Raw genomic sequence first — 14,832 nt, 5'->3', positions numbered from 1 at the left:
TCGTCAGCAAGTTCCCGTGGGGTACCGAGGCTGGGGAGGTTCGGGAAGGGCCAGCGGCGCGCTGACCTGCAACAAGGTGGCGCGAGGGGGCTTCCTGCTTAACGGGTCGATGAGCGAGCGCATGAGTGGGCGCATGAGCAGGTCGATGACCGAGCACGCGGCGCCAGGGGCCGACGCAGCGGTGGCACGCGAGGGTGCGAGGCGGAACCGCAGTTCGATGGGGCCGTGTCCGCGTTGGCGGGGCCCGGCGGCAACAGCGTCCGTCGGTGCGGGCGGTGGGAGAGCGTGGGCCGCACGAGAACGCAGGTTTTCTGCGGGTTAGTGTGCGACTGTCAGGTTACCAGTAATGCGCGGTTGCCAGGCATTGTCAGGCGTCTCTCGGTTTCTCCCGTCGAGGGACGCTGTTGTCTGCTCGACCCTTCGCACCGAGGGTGGCACGGCCTATTGGGCCGGTGGAATCGTGGCGGTTGTCGGTGGGTTCTGGAGCGTCCGGGCGAGGGTGAGGGTCGTGGGGTCCGGGCGCAATCCGAGGTCGGCGAGCGCGGTGGTGAGCAGCTGGAGGGTGCGGGGGATGGCGTCGGTGAGGCCGAGGTCGGCCTGGGTGCGGATGATGGCGCGGTAGAGATTTTCGTTGTCGGGGTCCAGATGGCGGGCGTGTTCGAGGAATTGAAGGCCTCGGTGAGGGTCGTGGTCGCGGTAATGGGCGGCGAGGTTGGTCAGAGCATCGACGGTGGTGCGGTGGGCGGCTTCGCGGGGCGCGTCGAGCCAGAGCGCTGAGAATCCGGCGGCGAGTTCGCCGCGGTAGACGCTGCTGATGCGGGACCAGGCCGTGAGTCGTTGCTGGTGGCTGGTGGCGCGGTGTTGGTCGTGTTCGGCCTGGGCGTGGTCCCAGTAGTCGACGGCGACGAATTCGGGGTTGAGGGTGATGTGTTCGCCGTGCTGATGGATCAGCTCGGTGGCTTGGTTGTGGGTAGCGGCGGTGAGGCTGGCGCGGATTTGGGACAGCGCGGCGTAGAAGGCGTTGTAGGGGCGGCGTCCCCGCGCGTCGGGCCAGAGGGCGTCGCGCACTGCGTCGCGGGAGGTGCCGCGGGGGTGCAGGGCGAGGAACACCAGCAGTGCGTGGTGTTTCGGTGCGAGCACGGTGGTGAGGTCCTCAGTGGTGCCGTGTGGGTTGTGCCAGCTCAGGGTGGGCGGGCCGAACACGGTGAGCTGTAAGGGGCTGGTCCGGGCATCGGTGTCGTCGCGGGTGGAATCCGCGGGGTTCTGCGGAAGTGCGCCCGCGGCGGGCTCGTCGTGCGCGTCGCGGGCCGGCGTCGTATCGGACAACAGCGTGAAGCGCGCGGAGCCGGTTCCGGGCTCGTGCTGTTCGGGAATGCCCTCCTGCTGTTCGCGGTCTGCGGGATCGCCGCTCGTGGCTTCAACGGAAAGGGTGGTGTCGGGACTGCTGGACTCGGTGCTGGTCGAGTCGTTCCCGTCATCGGTGCTCGCGGCTGGTGCGGTGTCGGTGAGGACGTGGAGCAGGTCGCGGGTGTCGGTGGCACCGAGGTGGAACAGCTGGGCGCCGCGGAGCTCGGCGAAGGCCGGATCGCTGGCGGTGACAATCCCGTCGGCGCGCACCCGCACGGTGTGCCCCGACGGCCAGTCGCCGAGTAGAAGGCCCGCGACACCGGCATCGGCGGCGAGCAGATCGGCAAGGTCGTCGTCGGGGTGATCGAGACGGGTGACGAGCACGACCTCGCAGCCGGCGCCGGCGGGAGCGTTGCGGTGCGCGAGCGTGGCGTGCGCCTCGGAAAGGTCGGTGGTGATGTGCAGCCGAGGTGCGGTGGCGGGTTCCTCGCCGAGCAGGGCCAGTGCGTCGAGGCGGGGTAGGACCACGGTGATGGTGGTGGTGGCCAGCAGGTGCACCAACAGGGCGCGGACGGCGGCTTCGGCGCCGGGGCCGGTCACGCCGAGCCCCCGCAGGGTGGCGAGATCGAGCGCGTGTGCGCGCCCGTCGCGAACACCGATCTGCACTGCGGTCTCCGCCGTGGGGCAGGTAGCGGGATCGGTGCCGTCTTCGGTCGCGGTCCTGTCCGGGTCGGTCGTGGTGGGAAGGAGGACGGGTTCGGTGGTGGCAGGTTCGTCGTCGCTGCCGCGGGCGTGGTCGTCGGCCAGGCGCAGCGCGCGGACCGCCGGACCTGGCTCGGCGGGTGGGGTGCGGTCGCCGCTGCCGGGCGTGTAGGTGCGGCGCCGACCTCGGCGGTGCAGGTACATGCCGACCGCGACGGCGGCGGCCAAGCCGGTGGCGACCAGCCCGCTGGTCGGAAGCATGATCGCCGGGCCGGACGCATCCTGCGGTGCGCGAGCGGTGTCCTGCCCTGACGGTGCTGCCGGCGGGGGCATGGGCTCGGGTGTGGCCGGTACGGCGGCGGGTGGTTGTTGGGGCGACATCGGTTCCCACTCGAGCGATCCCAGGACGGCGCCTTCGGTGACGCCGTCGGCGTCGAGGTTGCGGGGCTCGGTGGGTGGGATTGCGAGGCGCCAGCCGGGCATGAGGAAGCCGGGTCTGCGCAGGGTGCGGTCGGTGTCTTGGGTGCGGCCGCGGTTGAGCTCGAAGATCTCCTGCCAGCGGTCGGGGTCGTCGAGGTGGTGGTGGGCGAGGCGGGAGAGGGTGTCGCCGTCGGCGACGGTGATCCACCGGACTCCGTCCGGCAGCGGTGCGGGGTCGACGTTCACCGCGTCGTCGGGCAGGCGGAGCCAGTCGCCGGCGCGGAGGACGTGGGGTTCGGGGGACAGGTATGGGTTGAGGTCGGTGATCTCGCGCCACCGGGTGCCGTCGCCGAGGTGGATTGTCGCGATTTCCCACAGCGAATCGCCGCGGTGAGTCCGCAGCCAGAGCCCGGAGGCGGACGGGCCGGAGTCGAACCCGTCCGCCTCCGGGACGGCCCGCACCGGAGCATGGTGCGCGCCGCTGGGGTGGCGAGGAGCACTGGCCGCCACCGGACTGTGGGGAAGAGCCGAGGCGATGCTGGGGCTGGCGGTGCCGACGAGGACGGTGCTGGTGACCAGGGCGGTGATCCAGCCGCGGACGCCGTCGGGTCCGTTGGCGCGCAGGCGGTGGGCGCCGTAGCGCAGCAGGCGCAGGGTGTCGGCGGCCAGGCAGCAGAGCATCACCGTCCACGTGATCCACAGGGCCAGGAGGCAGGTCGCCAGCAGGAGTCCGTTGGTGCCGAGGCTGAGGCGGATTTCGTGGTAGGTCGCTACTGCCCACGTGCGGAGGTCGGCGGGTTCGACAGCGCCGAGGAATCCGGAGTGCAGGGGTGGCCAGGTCACGTGGGGCCAGTCGGTCCACCGTGTCCAGAGCACCAGCACGGCGGGCATGACGGTGACCAGTAGGAGGATGCCGAGCACGGCGGGCAGGCGGCGCAGCACGGCGCGGATCATGGGGCGAGTCCTGGGTTGCTGGTGCCGATGCCGAGTGCGGCGGTGGCGTGGCCGGTGACCTGGTGGCTGGTGCCGAGCAGGCCGATGGCGGCGGGTTCGGAGTGCTGCACCGAAACCCGCACGGTGCGGCCCTCGAGGGTGATCTCGCCGCGGTGCTTGCTGGCGGCCAGTGTGGACTGTGCGGCGCGGCGGGCGTGGCGGGTATCGACGGTGATGCTCGTGGCACGGGTGTCCAGCGCGGTCAGCGCGGCGCGGGCGGCTTCGGCGGCGACCGCGTCGGCGCGGGCCAGCGCGCGCATCCGGTCGGCGCCGTCGACGACGAGCGCGAGCACCAGCAGCAGACAGGGCAGCAGCACGGCCACCAGCAGGCTGATCGAGCCGCGGTCGCGTGGGTGCGGCGTGGTGGTCATGTGCGCTCCCGGTACGGGTCCAGGGGACTGGCGAAGCTGCTCGAGAGCGGCACACGACCCGGTAGGCCGGGTAGCGCGAGATCAGCCAGTGGTACGGTGCAGGAGGCGGTCACGGTCACGGTGCCCGGTTGTCCCGGCGCGGTCGCGAAGCCACTGGTGTCCACAGTGGTCTGTCGCTGGGCGCAGCGCAGGCCGTTCTGGCCGAGAGTGTGGTCGGCGGCGCGCTGCGCGGCGGTCTGTGCGGCGGGGGCGGTGCGGGTCAGGGTGGCGGCGCGGGCGGCTGCGGCGGTGGCGGTGTCCAGCGCCGCGTGTGCGGTCACGATCCGTGCTCCGGCGATGACCAGGGCCAGCACCAGCAGCACGACCGGCGTCAGCACGGCTAGTTCGAGACTGGCCGATCCCTGTTCGCGCGCGTGGGTGTTCATGGGGTGCCTCCGGGTGTGGTGAAGGCTTCGCGGGTGGCGCTGGCGGTCTGGGACAGCCGGAACTCCAGGCCCGGGATCGGCAGCAGGTGCGGCGCGGTCGCGGAGACCTCGACGACGACGTTGCCGCTGGTGGTCGACACGGTGGCGACGGGGTCGGTGGCGGCGTTCGGTGCGCGGGTGAGGAATGCGGAAGCGGCCTGTTGTCCGGCTTCGGGGGTGGCGTGCAGGGTGCGGGCGGCTTGCAGGCCGGTGGCGGCGGCGTGCAGGCACAGGGTGCGGGTGTGCCACCACAATCCGGCCTGCACGACCGAGACCAGCAGCGCGAGCGCGAGACCGATGAGCACAGCGGTTTCCACGGTCTCCGAACCTCGCTCCGCAGTGAGGTGTCTGGTGTGGACAGTCATAGGTCGTGTCCTTAGTGGATTTGGCCTTGGAATTTGTGCACGACGGCGGCGATCACCCCGGCCAGGCCGAGGGCGAGACCGAGCACCAACGCGGTCATCACGGCTTTTTCCACGGTTTCGGAACCGCGGTCATCGACCATGAGGCGTCGCTCCCGGTTCTGGACGTGGTCGATGGCGTCGGTGAGTGCCCAGGCCAGGGGAAGCAGCAGGGTCCAGGCGGTGCGGGCGAGACGTGCGGAGGTGGTGCGCAAGGTGTGCATGCCGGGTTCCTTTCGGAGTTAGCTGTTCAGGAGTGCGGCGGTGGTCGGGTACAGCAGCAGGCCGAGGAAGGCGAGCATCAGCAACGCGACCGGGATGGTGAGTTGCTCGCTGCGTGCGTTCGCTGTGGTGGTGTCGTCGGCCAGGGCGGCGTGGCGCAGCGAGGTGGCTTTGGTGTGCAGGCTGGTGGCGATGGCGGCGCCGTCGGCGGCGGTGTCGGCGAGGTCGGCGACGTCGACCAGTTCCGGCACTCGCAGCCGGGTGCCGAGCTCGCGGAGTGCGTCCCAGGGGGTGTGGCCGAGCCGGTGCGCCTGCAGCACCGTGGTGCGGATGCGGAGGAGTAGCGGGTGGTCGCTGGTTTCGGCGGCTTCGCGCAGCGCTGGGGTGGCGGCACGTCCGGCGCGGCGTTCTTGGGCGACGAGGTCGAGATAGACCGCCAGCACCCGCCGATACGCATCCCTGCGCTGGGCGGCGGCCTCGCGGAGTTGGAAGTACGGCAGCATCCCGCCCGCCGCGGCGCCGACGAGGCCGCACGCGAGCGCTACCGCAGCGGGAAGCATCTCGGCAGCCAGCCCGAGTGCGCCGAGCACGGCTCCGGTCGCGAGGCCGAGTGCGGCCGCGCGCAGGCGGCGGGTGAGGTAGTGCTCGGGTGCGAGTTCCAGCAGGTCCAGGTCCGGCTCGGGGAGCCCGAGCCACGGGTGCCGCGCTCGGCGGGCATGGGCGGCGAGCCGGGCGGCGGCGACGCCGCCCGGACCCGTAGCGGCCCGCGGTGCGGCGCGGGTGGTGCGGTGCAGCGCGGCGGCGAGATCGAGCCGGCCGACAGGAACGGTAGCGACGAGTCCGGCGGCGAGCCCGGTGCCTGCCAGCACGCCGAGCATGGTTCCGAGCGCGATCATGCGGTTTCCCTTCGCCGGGTGATGAGGTAGCGCTGAGCAGGCGGCGGGGTCGTGAGGCGGTGCATCCACGTGATCGCTCCGGCTGCGAGCAGCGCGATCACGGCGAGCGCGCCTTGCCCGGCCGCGGTGGCGAACGGGGCGAGGTAGTGCCCGGCGAAGGCCACGAGCCCGGCGAGCATCACCAGGGTGATGCCGATCAGGCAGCGCACGGTGGTGCGGGGTTTGGCCCGGTCGGCTTCGACTTGGCGCCGGGCGGTGATTTCCCGGGCTTGGGCGTCGGCGTGGTGGTGCAGGAGGTCGGCGAGGCCGCGGCCGCCGGCGCGTAGCCGTAGCAGCAGGGCGAGCACGACCGCGTCGACGGCGGGGTCGGCGAGGTCGTCGGCGAAGGCGCGCAGCGCTGTTTCGGTGCCGTGGGTGCGCAGCCGGTGCGCGAGGCGCTGCACGGGTGTGGTCAACGGTTCCGGCGCGGTGGCGGCCGAGCGGGTGATCGCCTGCGAGAGGCCTCCGGCGCCGGAGGCGAGCAGGTCACCGAGTCGTCGGGTCCAGGTCGCGAGTGCTTCGGCGCGGGCGATGGCCTCGGTCGCCGCGCTCGGCGCGAGCACGCGCGGCAGGCCCACGGCCGCGGCGGCGACGATCAACATGGCCACCGGCCACCCGGTCGCCCACCACGCACCGGCACCCAGTAGAAGCCCGGCAGTGCCGAGGCGCAGCCCTCGGTGGGACCACGTCCTCGGCGAGGTCGCTCGACGCTGCGGCACTCCGGTGCGGCCGGCGAGCACGAGCAGGATCGCGACGGCGAGTGCGAGCCCGCACGCTCCGGCGGTGAGCAGATCGGGGCTCATCGGTGCTCACCGCCCCAGGCGCGTGCGGGCAGGTCGAACACCCCGGCATCGAGCCCGGTCGCGACGAGCCGCTCCAGCAGCTCAGGGCTCGGCGGGCCGACCGGGATCGGGTGCCGTTGACCGGGGGCGGTGGCGAACAGCGGAGTGAGATCGGGGGCTTCGGCGTCGCCGACGGGGCCGACTTCCACGATCTCCCCGACGGTGCGGTGTCGGCCGTCAGGTTGGTCGTGGCGGGTGACGTGCACGATCACATCCAGCGCCGAGGCGGTCCACCGGTGCGCCGCGGCGATCGGCAAGGGCGGGTCGGCCAGCTGGCCGAGCGCGGCGATGCGATCCGGCACGGCCCGGGCGGAGGTGGCGTGCAGGGTGCCCATCCCGCCGGCGGCCCCGTTGCCCAAGGCCCGCATCATGGCGGTGATCTCCCCGGCACGGACCTCACCGACGATCACTCGCGATGGCGAGTGCCGCAGGGCTTGTTTGAGCAGATCGTCGAGGGTGATCTCTCCGGTGCCTTCGGCGCCGGCGGTGCGCGATTCCAACGCGGTGACCAGCGGGTGCCGCCCGTGGTCGAGGTGCAGGCCGAGTTCGTAGTCGTCCTCGACGGTGACCACATGCTCCGGCGCGGGGATCTCCTGGCACAACGCTCGCAACAGCGTGGTTTTCCCGGCATACGGCCCGCCGGTGACCAGCAGGTTCAGTCCCGCGGCCACGGCCGCGGACAAGAACTGCTGCAGCCGGGCGTCGAGGGTGCCGTTCGCGCGCAGATCCTCCAGGGCGGCGTGGGCGAGCCGGTGGCGCCGGATCGCCACCCGTGGCCGGTCGCAGAGTTCGCGCACCGCCGCGATCCGCGCGCCGAGCGGGCCTCCGGCGGGGATGCGGATGTTCGCGATCGGATGGGCCGGGGAGAACTCCCGCGACGTGCGCCCGGCGCGGGCGAACAGTTCCCCGAGCAGATCCAGCAGCGCTTCGTCGGAGTCGGCCACCGGGTGCGGCCAGCGGGCGGTGGTGCCGTCTGCGGTGTTCACCAGCACGTGGTCGTGGCCGTGGACGTGGATGTTCTCGATGGCGTCACGGTCCAGCACCGCGGCGAGTCCGCCGAGCCCGGCCAGCCCGCCATGCACAGCCCGGATGAGGCGCCGTTCGACAGCTTCGGGCATGGGTGGCCGTCCGGCGGCGGCGCGGTCGGCGGCCCAGGCGAACACTTCATCGGACACGACCGCGTGCTGGTCGGGTTCGTGGTTGTCGAGCCGGGCCGCGGCACGGGTACGAAGAGTGTCCACAGTGGCCGGATCGGGGATGGGGTCGCCGTCGTCGAACCACGGCAGCATCGTGGGAGTCATTCGACACCTGCCTGCGTTGTCTCGAGCCCGCGGTGGAAGCCGACGGGCCTGTGCGCTTGGGCGTGCAGCACGCGGGCGGTGCGGCGGGTCGCTTTCCACAACGGACGCCGTGCGAGATGAAGCGGCTCGGTCGCGCCGTCGGCGAACACGCGGGCGCTGGGTGTGTCATCGGGCAGCGTCAGCCCGCGAGGCGCGTCCACGGCGCGGGCGGTATCGGAGGCACCGCGGGAGTCCGCGGCCAGCACCGCCAGCTCGACGCGCTCGAACCGGTCGGCCAAGTGGCGGGCGAGGTCCGTGCTGCCCGAGCAGGACCGCAGGTTCGGCCGTACCGCTAGCAGCACGCGGTCGGCCGCGTTCAGCAGCGGCCACGGTGTTTGCGGGCACCACCGGCCCGCATCCACCAGCACATCCGGACCCGTCTCGGACAGGTCCCGCAGGGCGCTGGCCAGCCGCGACCAGCCGTCCGCGCCGATCGCGACCGCCTGCTCGGCGTGCACCACTCCGGGCAGCACCCGGATGTGGCGCGCGTTCGGCACTTCCGCGGTGTGCCCCACCAGTCCTTCGGCCGGCACCGAGGTCATCCGCCGGGTACTGGCGGCGAAGGTCACCACCCCGGCCTCGGTCGTGATGCGCCCGTCGACCCACCAGCGCGAGAGCCAGCCCGGCACCAGCGACCCGCGCACCGGATCGGCATCCACGGCCAGCACCGGGCCGGGCCAGGCGGTGGCCAACGCCGCCACCGTCGTGGACACGCCCGGCGCACCGAGCGCACTGATCACCGTCGTGATCGCCATGCCACAACTCCTTTCACTCATGGGCAATTCAGTGCGGTGGGCCGAGCAGGCTCACCTGGGCACCAGTGACTGCTGCTTGTGCGGCCGCCGACGCGGTGTCCTCGGCAACGAGCAGGTCGACCGTGATCGCCCCGTCGGCATCGGGTGGGGAACTGCGCACGACGCGAGCGGTGAACTCGGTGCCCTGCGGGCTGATCTGTGCGCCGGAATCCGCCGCGGTGCTGGAGTTCTCAGGCGCAGGCCGCACGACGACCGGATCGTTCGGTGCCAGCCCGCGGGCGGGAAACCGGCCGGGTTCGAGCCGCAGCCCGACCACTTGCTGCCCAGGACCAGGGACCGCTTGGCGAATCAGGTCGCTGTGGGCCAGCAGGCTCCCGGCCTTGAGGTTGTGCCCGGCGACCAACCCCACGACCTGGCCGCGTTCGGTGTCCGGGACGGCGAAGTCCCCGACCGGGGCGGGAAGGTCTGCTTGCCGCACATCGGCGCCGGAAATGCGCTCGCCCCACGGAACATCGCGGGCCAGCACCAGCATCGGCTCCCGATCCGCGACCTGAGCGATCAGCGCGGCATTGCCCCCGGCGGCACCGAGCACGAGCACGAGGGCGGTGCCCCACATCCACCAGCGTCGCTTGCGCGGTACGCGTGGGGTCGTCGGTTCTCGTGCCGCAGAGCTGCTGGCGCGTGCTGTGTCTGTTGTGGACATAGGTATCCCCAAGGAAGAAAGGAAAATCGACGAGAAAAACGAGTTGCGTTAGTCGGTGGTGAGGGCTTGGGCCTCGGCCACGGCCAACTCGGCTTCGGCGCGGGAGGTCATCGGCGCTAAGGTGCCGCCGACCGGGGCGGTGCCGTCGAACCCTCGCCAGGACACCTGCCAGGTGATCGCCCACCGAGCCGGGACCTGCTCGCCAGGACGGCCCGCTGAGGAGTGCGCGAACACCACATCGCAATCCGGGGAAGCGGCGTGCAATCCGAACGACCGGTTGTAGGGAGTCCCTGGCCCGGTGCAGGAGGACGCTGGTTGTCCGGTCCCGGGATCCAGGCTCAACGTGCGGGGTGTGGCGGTGACCTCGACCCACACCGGCCCGGCCTGGGTCCGCCGCGATACCGGCCGCCACGCGCCGGGTTCGGTCCAGAACCAGGTGTGCTCGCCGACCACCGTGGCCGCGCGCCCGTCCGGCAACCGCAGATCCGGCGAATGCCGCGGCGTCGGCAACGGCAACCGCAACTGCCCGGCGGCCTGTCCCGCCAGCACATCCGGCGAGGGCGCGACCGCGGGGTCACTGAAGTCCGGGAACCGGAACTCCGGTGCCACGGTGAACCATTCCGGCACCCCGCTTCCCGGTGCCGACCAACTCAACCCCAACGGCGGCCCCGCCACCCCGGCACCGGCTTCCGCCCTACCCGAGGGCGCCGAGCCGGACTGGCCCGGAGACGACGGCGTCCCGCCCGCCACGGCGCCGAGGTCGACCGATGGGGCACCGTAGAGCCCGTCCGCATCCCCGGGCGTGACCACCACGTCGCCGTCGGCCACCGCGGGCACTGGCAGCAGCGTGCCCGCTCCGAGGCAGGTCAGGACTGCGAGAACACCGCGGCGCGGGCGCATCAGCAGCCTCCGTGCGGGTAGTCGATGCGCACGACCCGCCAGGTCCCGTCTCGGCCGCGTTCGAGCGTGCCGGAGGTGAGGTTGCGGGCGACGCCGACCGTGCGGGGCTTACCGGTGCCGGCCTCGGCCTGCCCGGACTGGCTGGTGTCCTGGCAATCGGTCACCACCGCACGAGTGCCCTCGAAGCGAACTCCGGTGATGCGGGGGTGAATCTCCCCGTACAAGCCGATTCCGGCCGCGCGCTGTTGTGCCAGGTTGGCCAGGATCGTCTCGGCCATCGGTCCGGCCGCGACCCGTTCCAACTCCGGGCGCCAGCGCTCGACCGGACGCTGCGGCAACGACCGCGACACCTGCCAAAACCGCTCATACGCACGCTCGACGTCCCCGTCGGGACCAGAATGCCCGGCCTGCGCTTGTGGAGGCGCTGCGATCGCCGGTTCCTCTGGCGGTGCCGGAGGCGTCGCACTCGCGCAGGAGGCCAGCAGCCCGGCTGCTAGCACGACGCCAGCCGCCGCGAAGCAGCGTCGGATCCGGCTCACAGCAACGGAATCCACGCCCCCAACAGCAGCCCCGGTCCGGCCGCGATTCGCGTGCTTGGCTCGCGGAGCCTGGACAACCATGCCAGCCCCGCGAAAGCCCCGAGCATCAGGTGCGCCGTGGTCAGTCCGGTGAGCACGGTCGTCCAGCCGTGCCAGGCCCAGAACGGTGCCAGCGCGGCGAGCAGGAGTGTGTCGCCGAATCCGACCTCGCTCGGCATCAGCCACTGCACCAGCAGCCCGAGCGCCAGTACCAGCAGGCTCGCGCCGATCAACCATCCGATCAGCTCGGGGCGCACTGCTCCGAGCATGGTTACGCCGCCGATCGCCAGGATCGTCAGCCACGGGTACGGCAGCCGGTGATGCTTGGTGTCGATCAGGCCGAGCACCGTGCCGATCACCGCGAGCCACCACCACGCCGCCCACGCCGGATCCGCCGCGAACCGCGCGTGCACCGCCGCCGACAGCACCGCCATTCCCGCCCCGATCAAGGTCGGCGTCCACACCGGCCAGCTGGGAAACCACGGCATCAACCCGAGGGTCACCAGCGGGGCGGCGACGAGCCCGCACAGCATCGTGGTCACGTCCGAGATCCTGTTCCGTGTGCGCGTTGGTGTGTTCGCGGTTCATCGCGCCGCTCCCAGCACCGCATCGGCCGAGGCCCGCGCGCGGCCACGCGGGCCAGGTGTGCAGCGGACCTCGGCGGCCGTGTCGGGCTTGTGCGCGTAGACGCCCGCATCGGCGCGCCGCAACAGCTCGTCCCGGCCCGCTCCACAGGGCAGCTCGGCGGCGTGGGCGTATCCGACCGAGGCGGACACGTGCACCGACCGTCCAGCGGGGAGCGGGACCGGTTCGAGCATCAACGTGGCGAACCGCGCGAGATCCGTGTTCTCGTCGAGGTCGCTGACGACGACGCCGAACTCGTCCCCGCCCAGCCGCGTCACCACCGGTGAGCGCACGGCGAAGGCGTCCTGCAGACGGCGCGCGACCTCGCGCAGCACCGCGTCGCCGACGAGGTGCCCGTGCCGGTCGTTGACCTGCTTGAAGTGGTCGAGATCGGCCCAGACCACCGCGGTACGGCCGGGTTCACCGGCCAGGCGGGCGTCCACGATGGACTCCCACACCGCGCGGATCGGTACTTCGGCCACGGTGTCCCAGGCCTGCGCGCTGGCCCGCGCCAGTTCTCGTTCCAGTTCACCGGTGTAATCACGCCAGAACTCGATCTGCCTGCGCAGTTCGCCGTTCTCGGCCTCCAGCCTCGTGCTACGGGTGCACACGTAATGGATCAGCGCGGCGTTGCCGACGACTTCCGGTGCGGTCGCCGTCCATCCCACGGTGTCGCTCATAACCTGCTCCTTCTCGAATGATGTTGAATTGCTGCTTCAGGGGAGCGAGATTTCGTTTTCTTGCCTGAGCTGAACCGTGGGTGGCGTGGTGGTGGTTCCGGTAGTGGTTCCGTGGTGCCAAACTTTGGAACCTCACGCTTGGCACCACGGAATCACTCGGACGAGTGAGCATCTGGGTTCGTTCGTCCCTGGCGTGTTATCACCGAGGCGGGAGCGAGGCTGTTTCCGGAGGTGCGCGTGGACGATCACCGTGTGGGCGCGCTGGTGAAGGAGTGGCGACGCAAGCGCGATCTGTCGGTGCGGGAACTCGCCAAACAGATCAGCATCAGCCACGGCCAGCTCTCCCGGCTCGAGGCAGGACACCGCCGATTGCGGCGCGAGTTGGCCGAGATTCTTGATCGCGAGCTGGAAACCAGCGGTCACTTCGTCGACGCCGTGTCGCGGTTGCCGGTCAACGGCGACGACCCCGCAGGCAACGCCCACGGGCGCGCTGCCGCCGTAGTGGCCCAGGTTCCCCCGGTCGAAGAACTCGTCGATCGCGTCGCCTTGCTGGAAACGATCACCCGGGAGGCCACCTCACCGACAAGCCCCGGTACGTCGTCGCCGATGACGCTGGTGCTGACCGGCCCGGGAGGCATCGGCAAAACCGCGGTCGCGGCCACGGCCGCTGCGCAGCTACGGCAGCGTTTCGACGGGGTGTTGTGGGCCGACATGCGCGGGTGGGACACCAACACCGGGCCTCGCATCCCGGCCACGGTGCTGCGCTCATGGTGCGCGTTGACCACCCAGACCCCGGTGACCGAACTCCCGTCCGACCTCGACGAACTCGTCGGACTGTGGCGCAGCAGCCTGCTGGACAAGCGCTACATCATCGGTGTGGACAACGCTCGATCCGATCAGATCTCTGCCCTGATCCCGGCCTCGCCCGGTAGCGTGGTGCTGATAACCAGTCGTGATCGAGTGCCCGACGTGCCCGGACGGGTCCGGTGGGTATCGGTGCCACCACTGAACATCGACGACGCCACCGCCCTGATCGCCGCCCGCGCCCACCAACCGCACCACCGGGTAGCCGGTCTCGCCGCCCGCGGCGCGGGGCTGCCGCTGGCATTGCGAGCACTCGGGGACTACATCGCCGCGCATGATGCCGACGAGGAGATGATCGCCGAAATGTCCGCCGACACCGTCCCTCCCGATGCCGTGCGCGGCGCCGCCCGCGCCTCCTACGAGCACCTCACCGACGAACAGGCCCGGGCCTGGCGGCTGTGCGCCTACCTGCCGGACGTGACCCCGGAGTCGGCGGCAGCGATCACCGGTCTCGACACCCCGCAAGTCCGCGAGCTACTCAACGCCGTCGCCGATGTGTCGCTTTTGACCAAGCACGGCCGCGAATGGAAATACCACGAGCTGCACCGGGCTTTCGCGCTCGAAGAATCACACCGTGTCGACTCGCGCGCGGTCCGCGACAACGCCGCCGAACGCACCCTCGGCTACATGCTGCACGGCTGGGCCAACGCCGGCGTCATGCTCGCCCCCGACCGCGCCGCCGGTCCTCCGCTGGAACCGCCACCGGCCGGGGTCCGCCCACCGCATTTCGACTCCTACGAAGCCGCCCTTGCCTGGTCGGAATCCCGCTGGGAATACCTCCCCGCTGCCGTCCGCACCGCCATCGACAAAGGATGGAACCGGCTCGCCTGGCAACTCGTCGCCAGCGCCTTCAGCTACATCATCCTCGTGAAAAGCTATGACCAGGCGTATCGACTGACGCAGCAGGTCTTGGAGGTCACCGAGCGATCCGACTCGGTCGAAGGTCACGCCTGGATGCTCAACATCCTCGGCTACATCGACACCGAACGACACCACCTTGACGACGCCGTGGAGCATCTCGAGCAAGCCCTGCAACTCCGCCGCCGGCGCGGCGACCTGCGCGATATCGGCTGGGCCGCCCAAGGACTCGGACGAGCCCAACTACTCCGCGGAGACTCGCCCGACACCGTCACCGCAACGCTGACCGAGGCGATCGACGCCCTCGACAGCATCGGCGGCACCTCCGCGTCCGCGAGCGCACGTTCCCTTCGAGGAACCCTGAACCTCGCCGCCCGCGACCTCGACACGGCCGCCGCCGACTTGACCCGCGCGGTCGAACAACTCCCCGTCGGCGGCGACCCGCTGCTGCACTGCTACGCCTACACCCGCCTCGCCGAAACCCGCCTGCACCAACACGAACTCGCCGACGCGGCCGAGCTCGCCCAGCACGCCGCCGACTACGCCCACGAACACACCGCCCAGTTCAGCGAAGTCGACGCCCTCGACATCCTCGGCCAAACCCGCAAAGCCCAACACCACCCCGACGACGCCGCACAGGCATGGCGCCGCGCACTCCAGATCGCCGACAACATCGGCGACCCCGAAGCCGACCGCATCCAAGACCAGCTGGACTCGCTTGATCTCGCCGACTGACAGGCCAGAACAGCCTGGATGCCCTCTGCCGATAGATGCCCGCGACGGCTCGGCTGTGTGCTTCTGGAGGACGGGATTCTTCGTTCGGCCACTACGGG

General features: G+C 71.2%; 15 protein-coding genes. 1 reads left to right on the top strand and 14 read right to left on the bottom strand.

Annotated elements, in window-relative coordinates:
• Positions 1-441: 441 nt before the first annotated feature.
• The 14 genes from V1457_RS23655 to V1457_RS23590 form a co-directional block, all read right to left on the bottom strand.
• Complete coding sequence (locus tag V1457_RS23655; protein ID WP_338596922.1) at positions 442-3,423, bottom strand: LysM peptidoglycan-binding domain-containing protein; 2,982 nt, start codon at positions 3,421-3,423, stop codon at positions 442-444.
• A complete protein-coding gene (locus tag V1457_RS23650; RefSeq protein ID WP_338596920.1) occupies positions 3,420-3,833 on the bottom strand; it encodes a hypothetical protein in 414 nt (137 codons plus the stop codon). The genes V1457_RS23655 and V1457_RS23650 overlap by 4 nt, the downstream gene beginning before the upstream one ends.
• The gene (locus tag V1457_RS23645; RefSeq protein WP_338596918.1) at positions 3,830-4,258 is read right to left on the bottom strand and encodes a TadE/TadG family type IV pilus assembly protein; all 429 of its coding nucleotides are present in this window, start codon (positions 4,256-4,258) and stop codon (positions 3,830-3,832) included. Before V1457_RS23645 ends, V1457_RS23650 begins: the two co-directional genes overlap by 4 nt.
• Positions 4,255-4,614 carry a pilus assembly protein TadE gene (locus V1457_RS23640; protein WP_338596916.1) on the bottom strand — a complete coding sequence of 120 codons (360 nt, stop codon included), beginning with the start codon at positions 4,612-4,614 and terminating at the stop codon, positions 4,255-4,257. Before V1457_RS23640 ends, V1457_RS23645 begins: the two co-directional genes overlap by 4 nt.
• A gap of 59 nt (positions 4,615-4,673) precedes the next feature.
• Positions 4,674-4,922 carry a hypothetical protein gene (locus tag V1457_RS23635; RefSeq protein ID WP_338596914.1) on the bottom strand — a complete coding sequence of 83 codons (249 nt, stop codon included), beginning with the start codon at positions 4,920-4,922 and terminating at the stop codon, positions 4,674-4,676.
• An 18-nt stretch (positions 4,923-4,940) separates the two neighbouring features.
• Positions 4,941-5,816, bottom strand: a complete 876-nt coding sequence (locus tag V1457_RS23630; RefSeq protein ID WP_338596913.1) for a pilus assembly protein TadB — start codon at positions 5,814-5,816, stop codon at positions 4,941-4,943.
• The gene (locus V1457_RS23625) at positions 5,813-6,658 is read right to left on the bottom strand and encodes a type II secretion system F family protein (protein WP_338596911.1); all 846 of its coding nucleotides are present in this window, start codon (positions 6,656-6,658) and stop codon (positions 5,813-5,815) included. The genes V1457_RS23630 and V1457_RS23625 overlap by 4 nt, the downstream gene beginning before the upstream one ends.
• Positions 6,655-7,998, bottom strand: coding sequence for a CpaF/VirB11 family protein (locus V1457_RS23620; RefSeq protein ID WP_338596910.1), 1,344 nt, complete (start codon positions 7,996-7,998; stop codon positions 6,655-6,657). The genes V1457_RS23625 and V1457_RS23620 overlap by 4 nt, the downstream gene beginning before the upstream one ends.
• Entirely contained in the window at positions 7,995-8,792 is a 798-nt protein-coding gene (locus tag V1457_RS23615; RefSeq protein ID WP_338596909.1) for a hypothetical protein, read from the bottom strand. The genes V1457_RS23620 and V1457_RS23615 overlap by 4 nt, the downstream gene beginning before the upstream one ends.
• 28 nt (positions 8,793-8,820) lie before the next feature.
• Positions 8,821-9,408 (bottom strand): SAF domain-containing protein, encoded by a 588-nt coding sequence (locus tag V1457_RS23610; RefSeq protein WP_338596907.1) that lies wholly within the window; start codon positions 9,406-9,408, stop codon positions 8,821-8,823.
• A gap of 135 nt (positions 9,409-9,543) precedes the next feature.
• The gene (locus tag V1457_RS23605) at positions 9,544-10,395 is read right to left on the bottom strand and encodes a hypothetical protein (protein WP_338596905.1); all 852 of its coding nucleotides are present in this window, start codon (positions 10,393-10,395) and stop codon (positions 9,544-9,546) included.
• A complete protein-coding gene (locus V1457_RS23600) occupies positions 10,395-10,733 on the bottom strand; it encodes a hypothetical protein (protein WP_338596904.1) in 339 nt (112 codons plus the stop codon). The genes V1457_RS23605 and V1457_RS23600 overlap by 1 nt, the downstream gene beginning before the upstream one ends.
• A gap of 197 nt (positions 10,734-10,930) precedes the next feature.
• On the bottom strand, positions 10,931-11,515 hold the full coding sequence (locus V1457_RS23595; protein ID WP_338596903.1) for a methyltransferase: 585 nt from the start codon (positions 11,513-11,515) through the stop codon (positions 10,931-10,933).
• Between the two features lie 42 nt (positions 11,516-11,557).
• The gene (locus tag V1457_RS23590; RefSeq protein WP_338596902.1) at positions 11,558-12,277 is read right to left on the bottom strand and encodes a GGDEF domain-containing protein; all 720 of its coding nucleotides are present in this window, start codon (positions 12,275-12,277) and stop codon (positions 11,558-11,560) included.
• 237 nt (positions 12,278-12,514) lie between these two features.
• On the opposite strand from V1457_RS23590, the gene V1457_RS23585 reads away from it, so the two are divergent.
• Positions 12,515-14,734 (top strand): helix-turn-helix domain-containing protein, encoded by a 2,220-nt coding sequence (locus V1457_RS23585; protein ID WP_338596900.1) that lies wholly within the window; start codon positions 12,515-12,517, stop codon positions 14,732-14,734.
• Positions 14,735-14,832 lie beyond the last annotated feature (98 nt).

The organism is Saccharopolyspora sp. SCSIO 74807, from assembly GCF_037023755.1.
Classification (GTDB): domain Bacteria; phylum Actinomycetota; class Actinomycetes; order Mycobacteriales; family Pseudonocardiaceae; genus Saccharopolyspora_C; species Saccharopolyspora_C galaxeae.
This window is presented reverse-complemented; position numbering and strand designations above follow the sequence as displayed.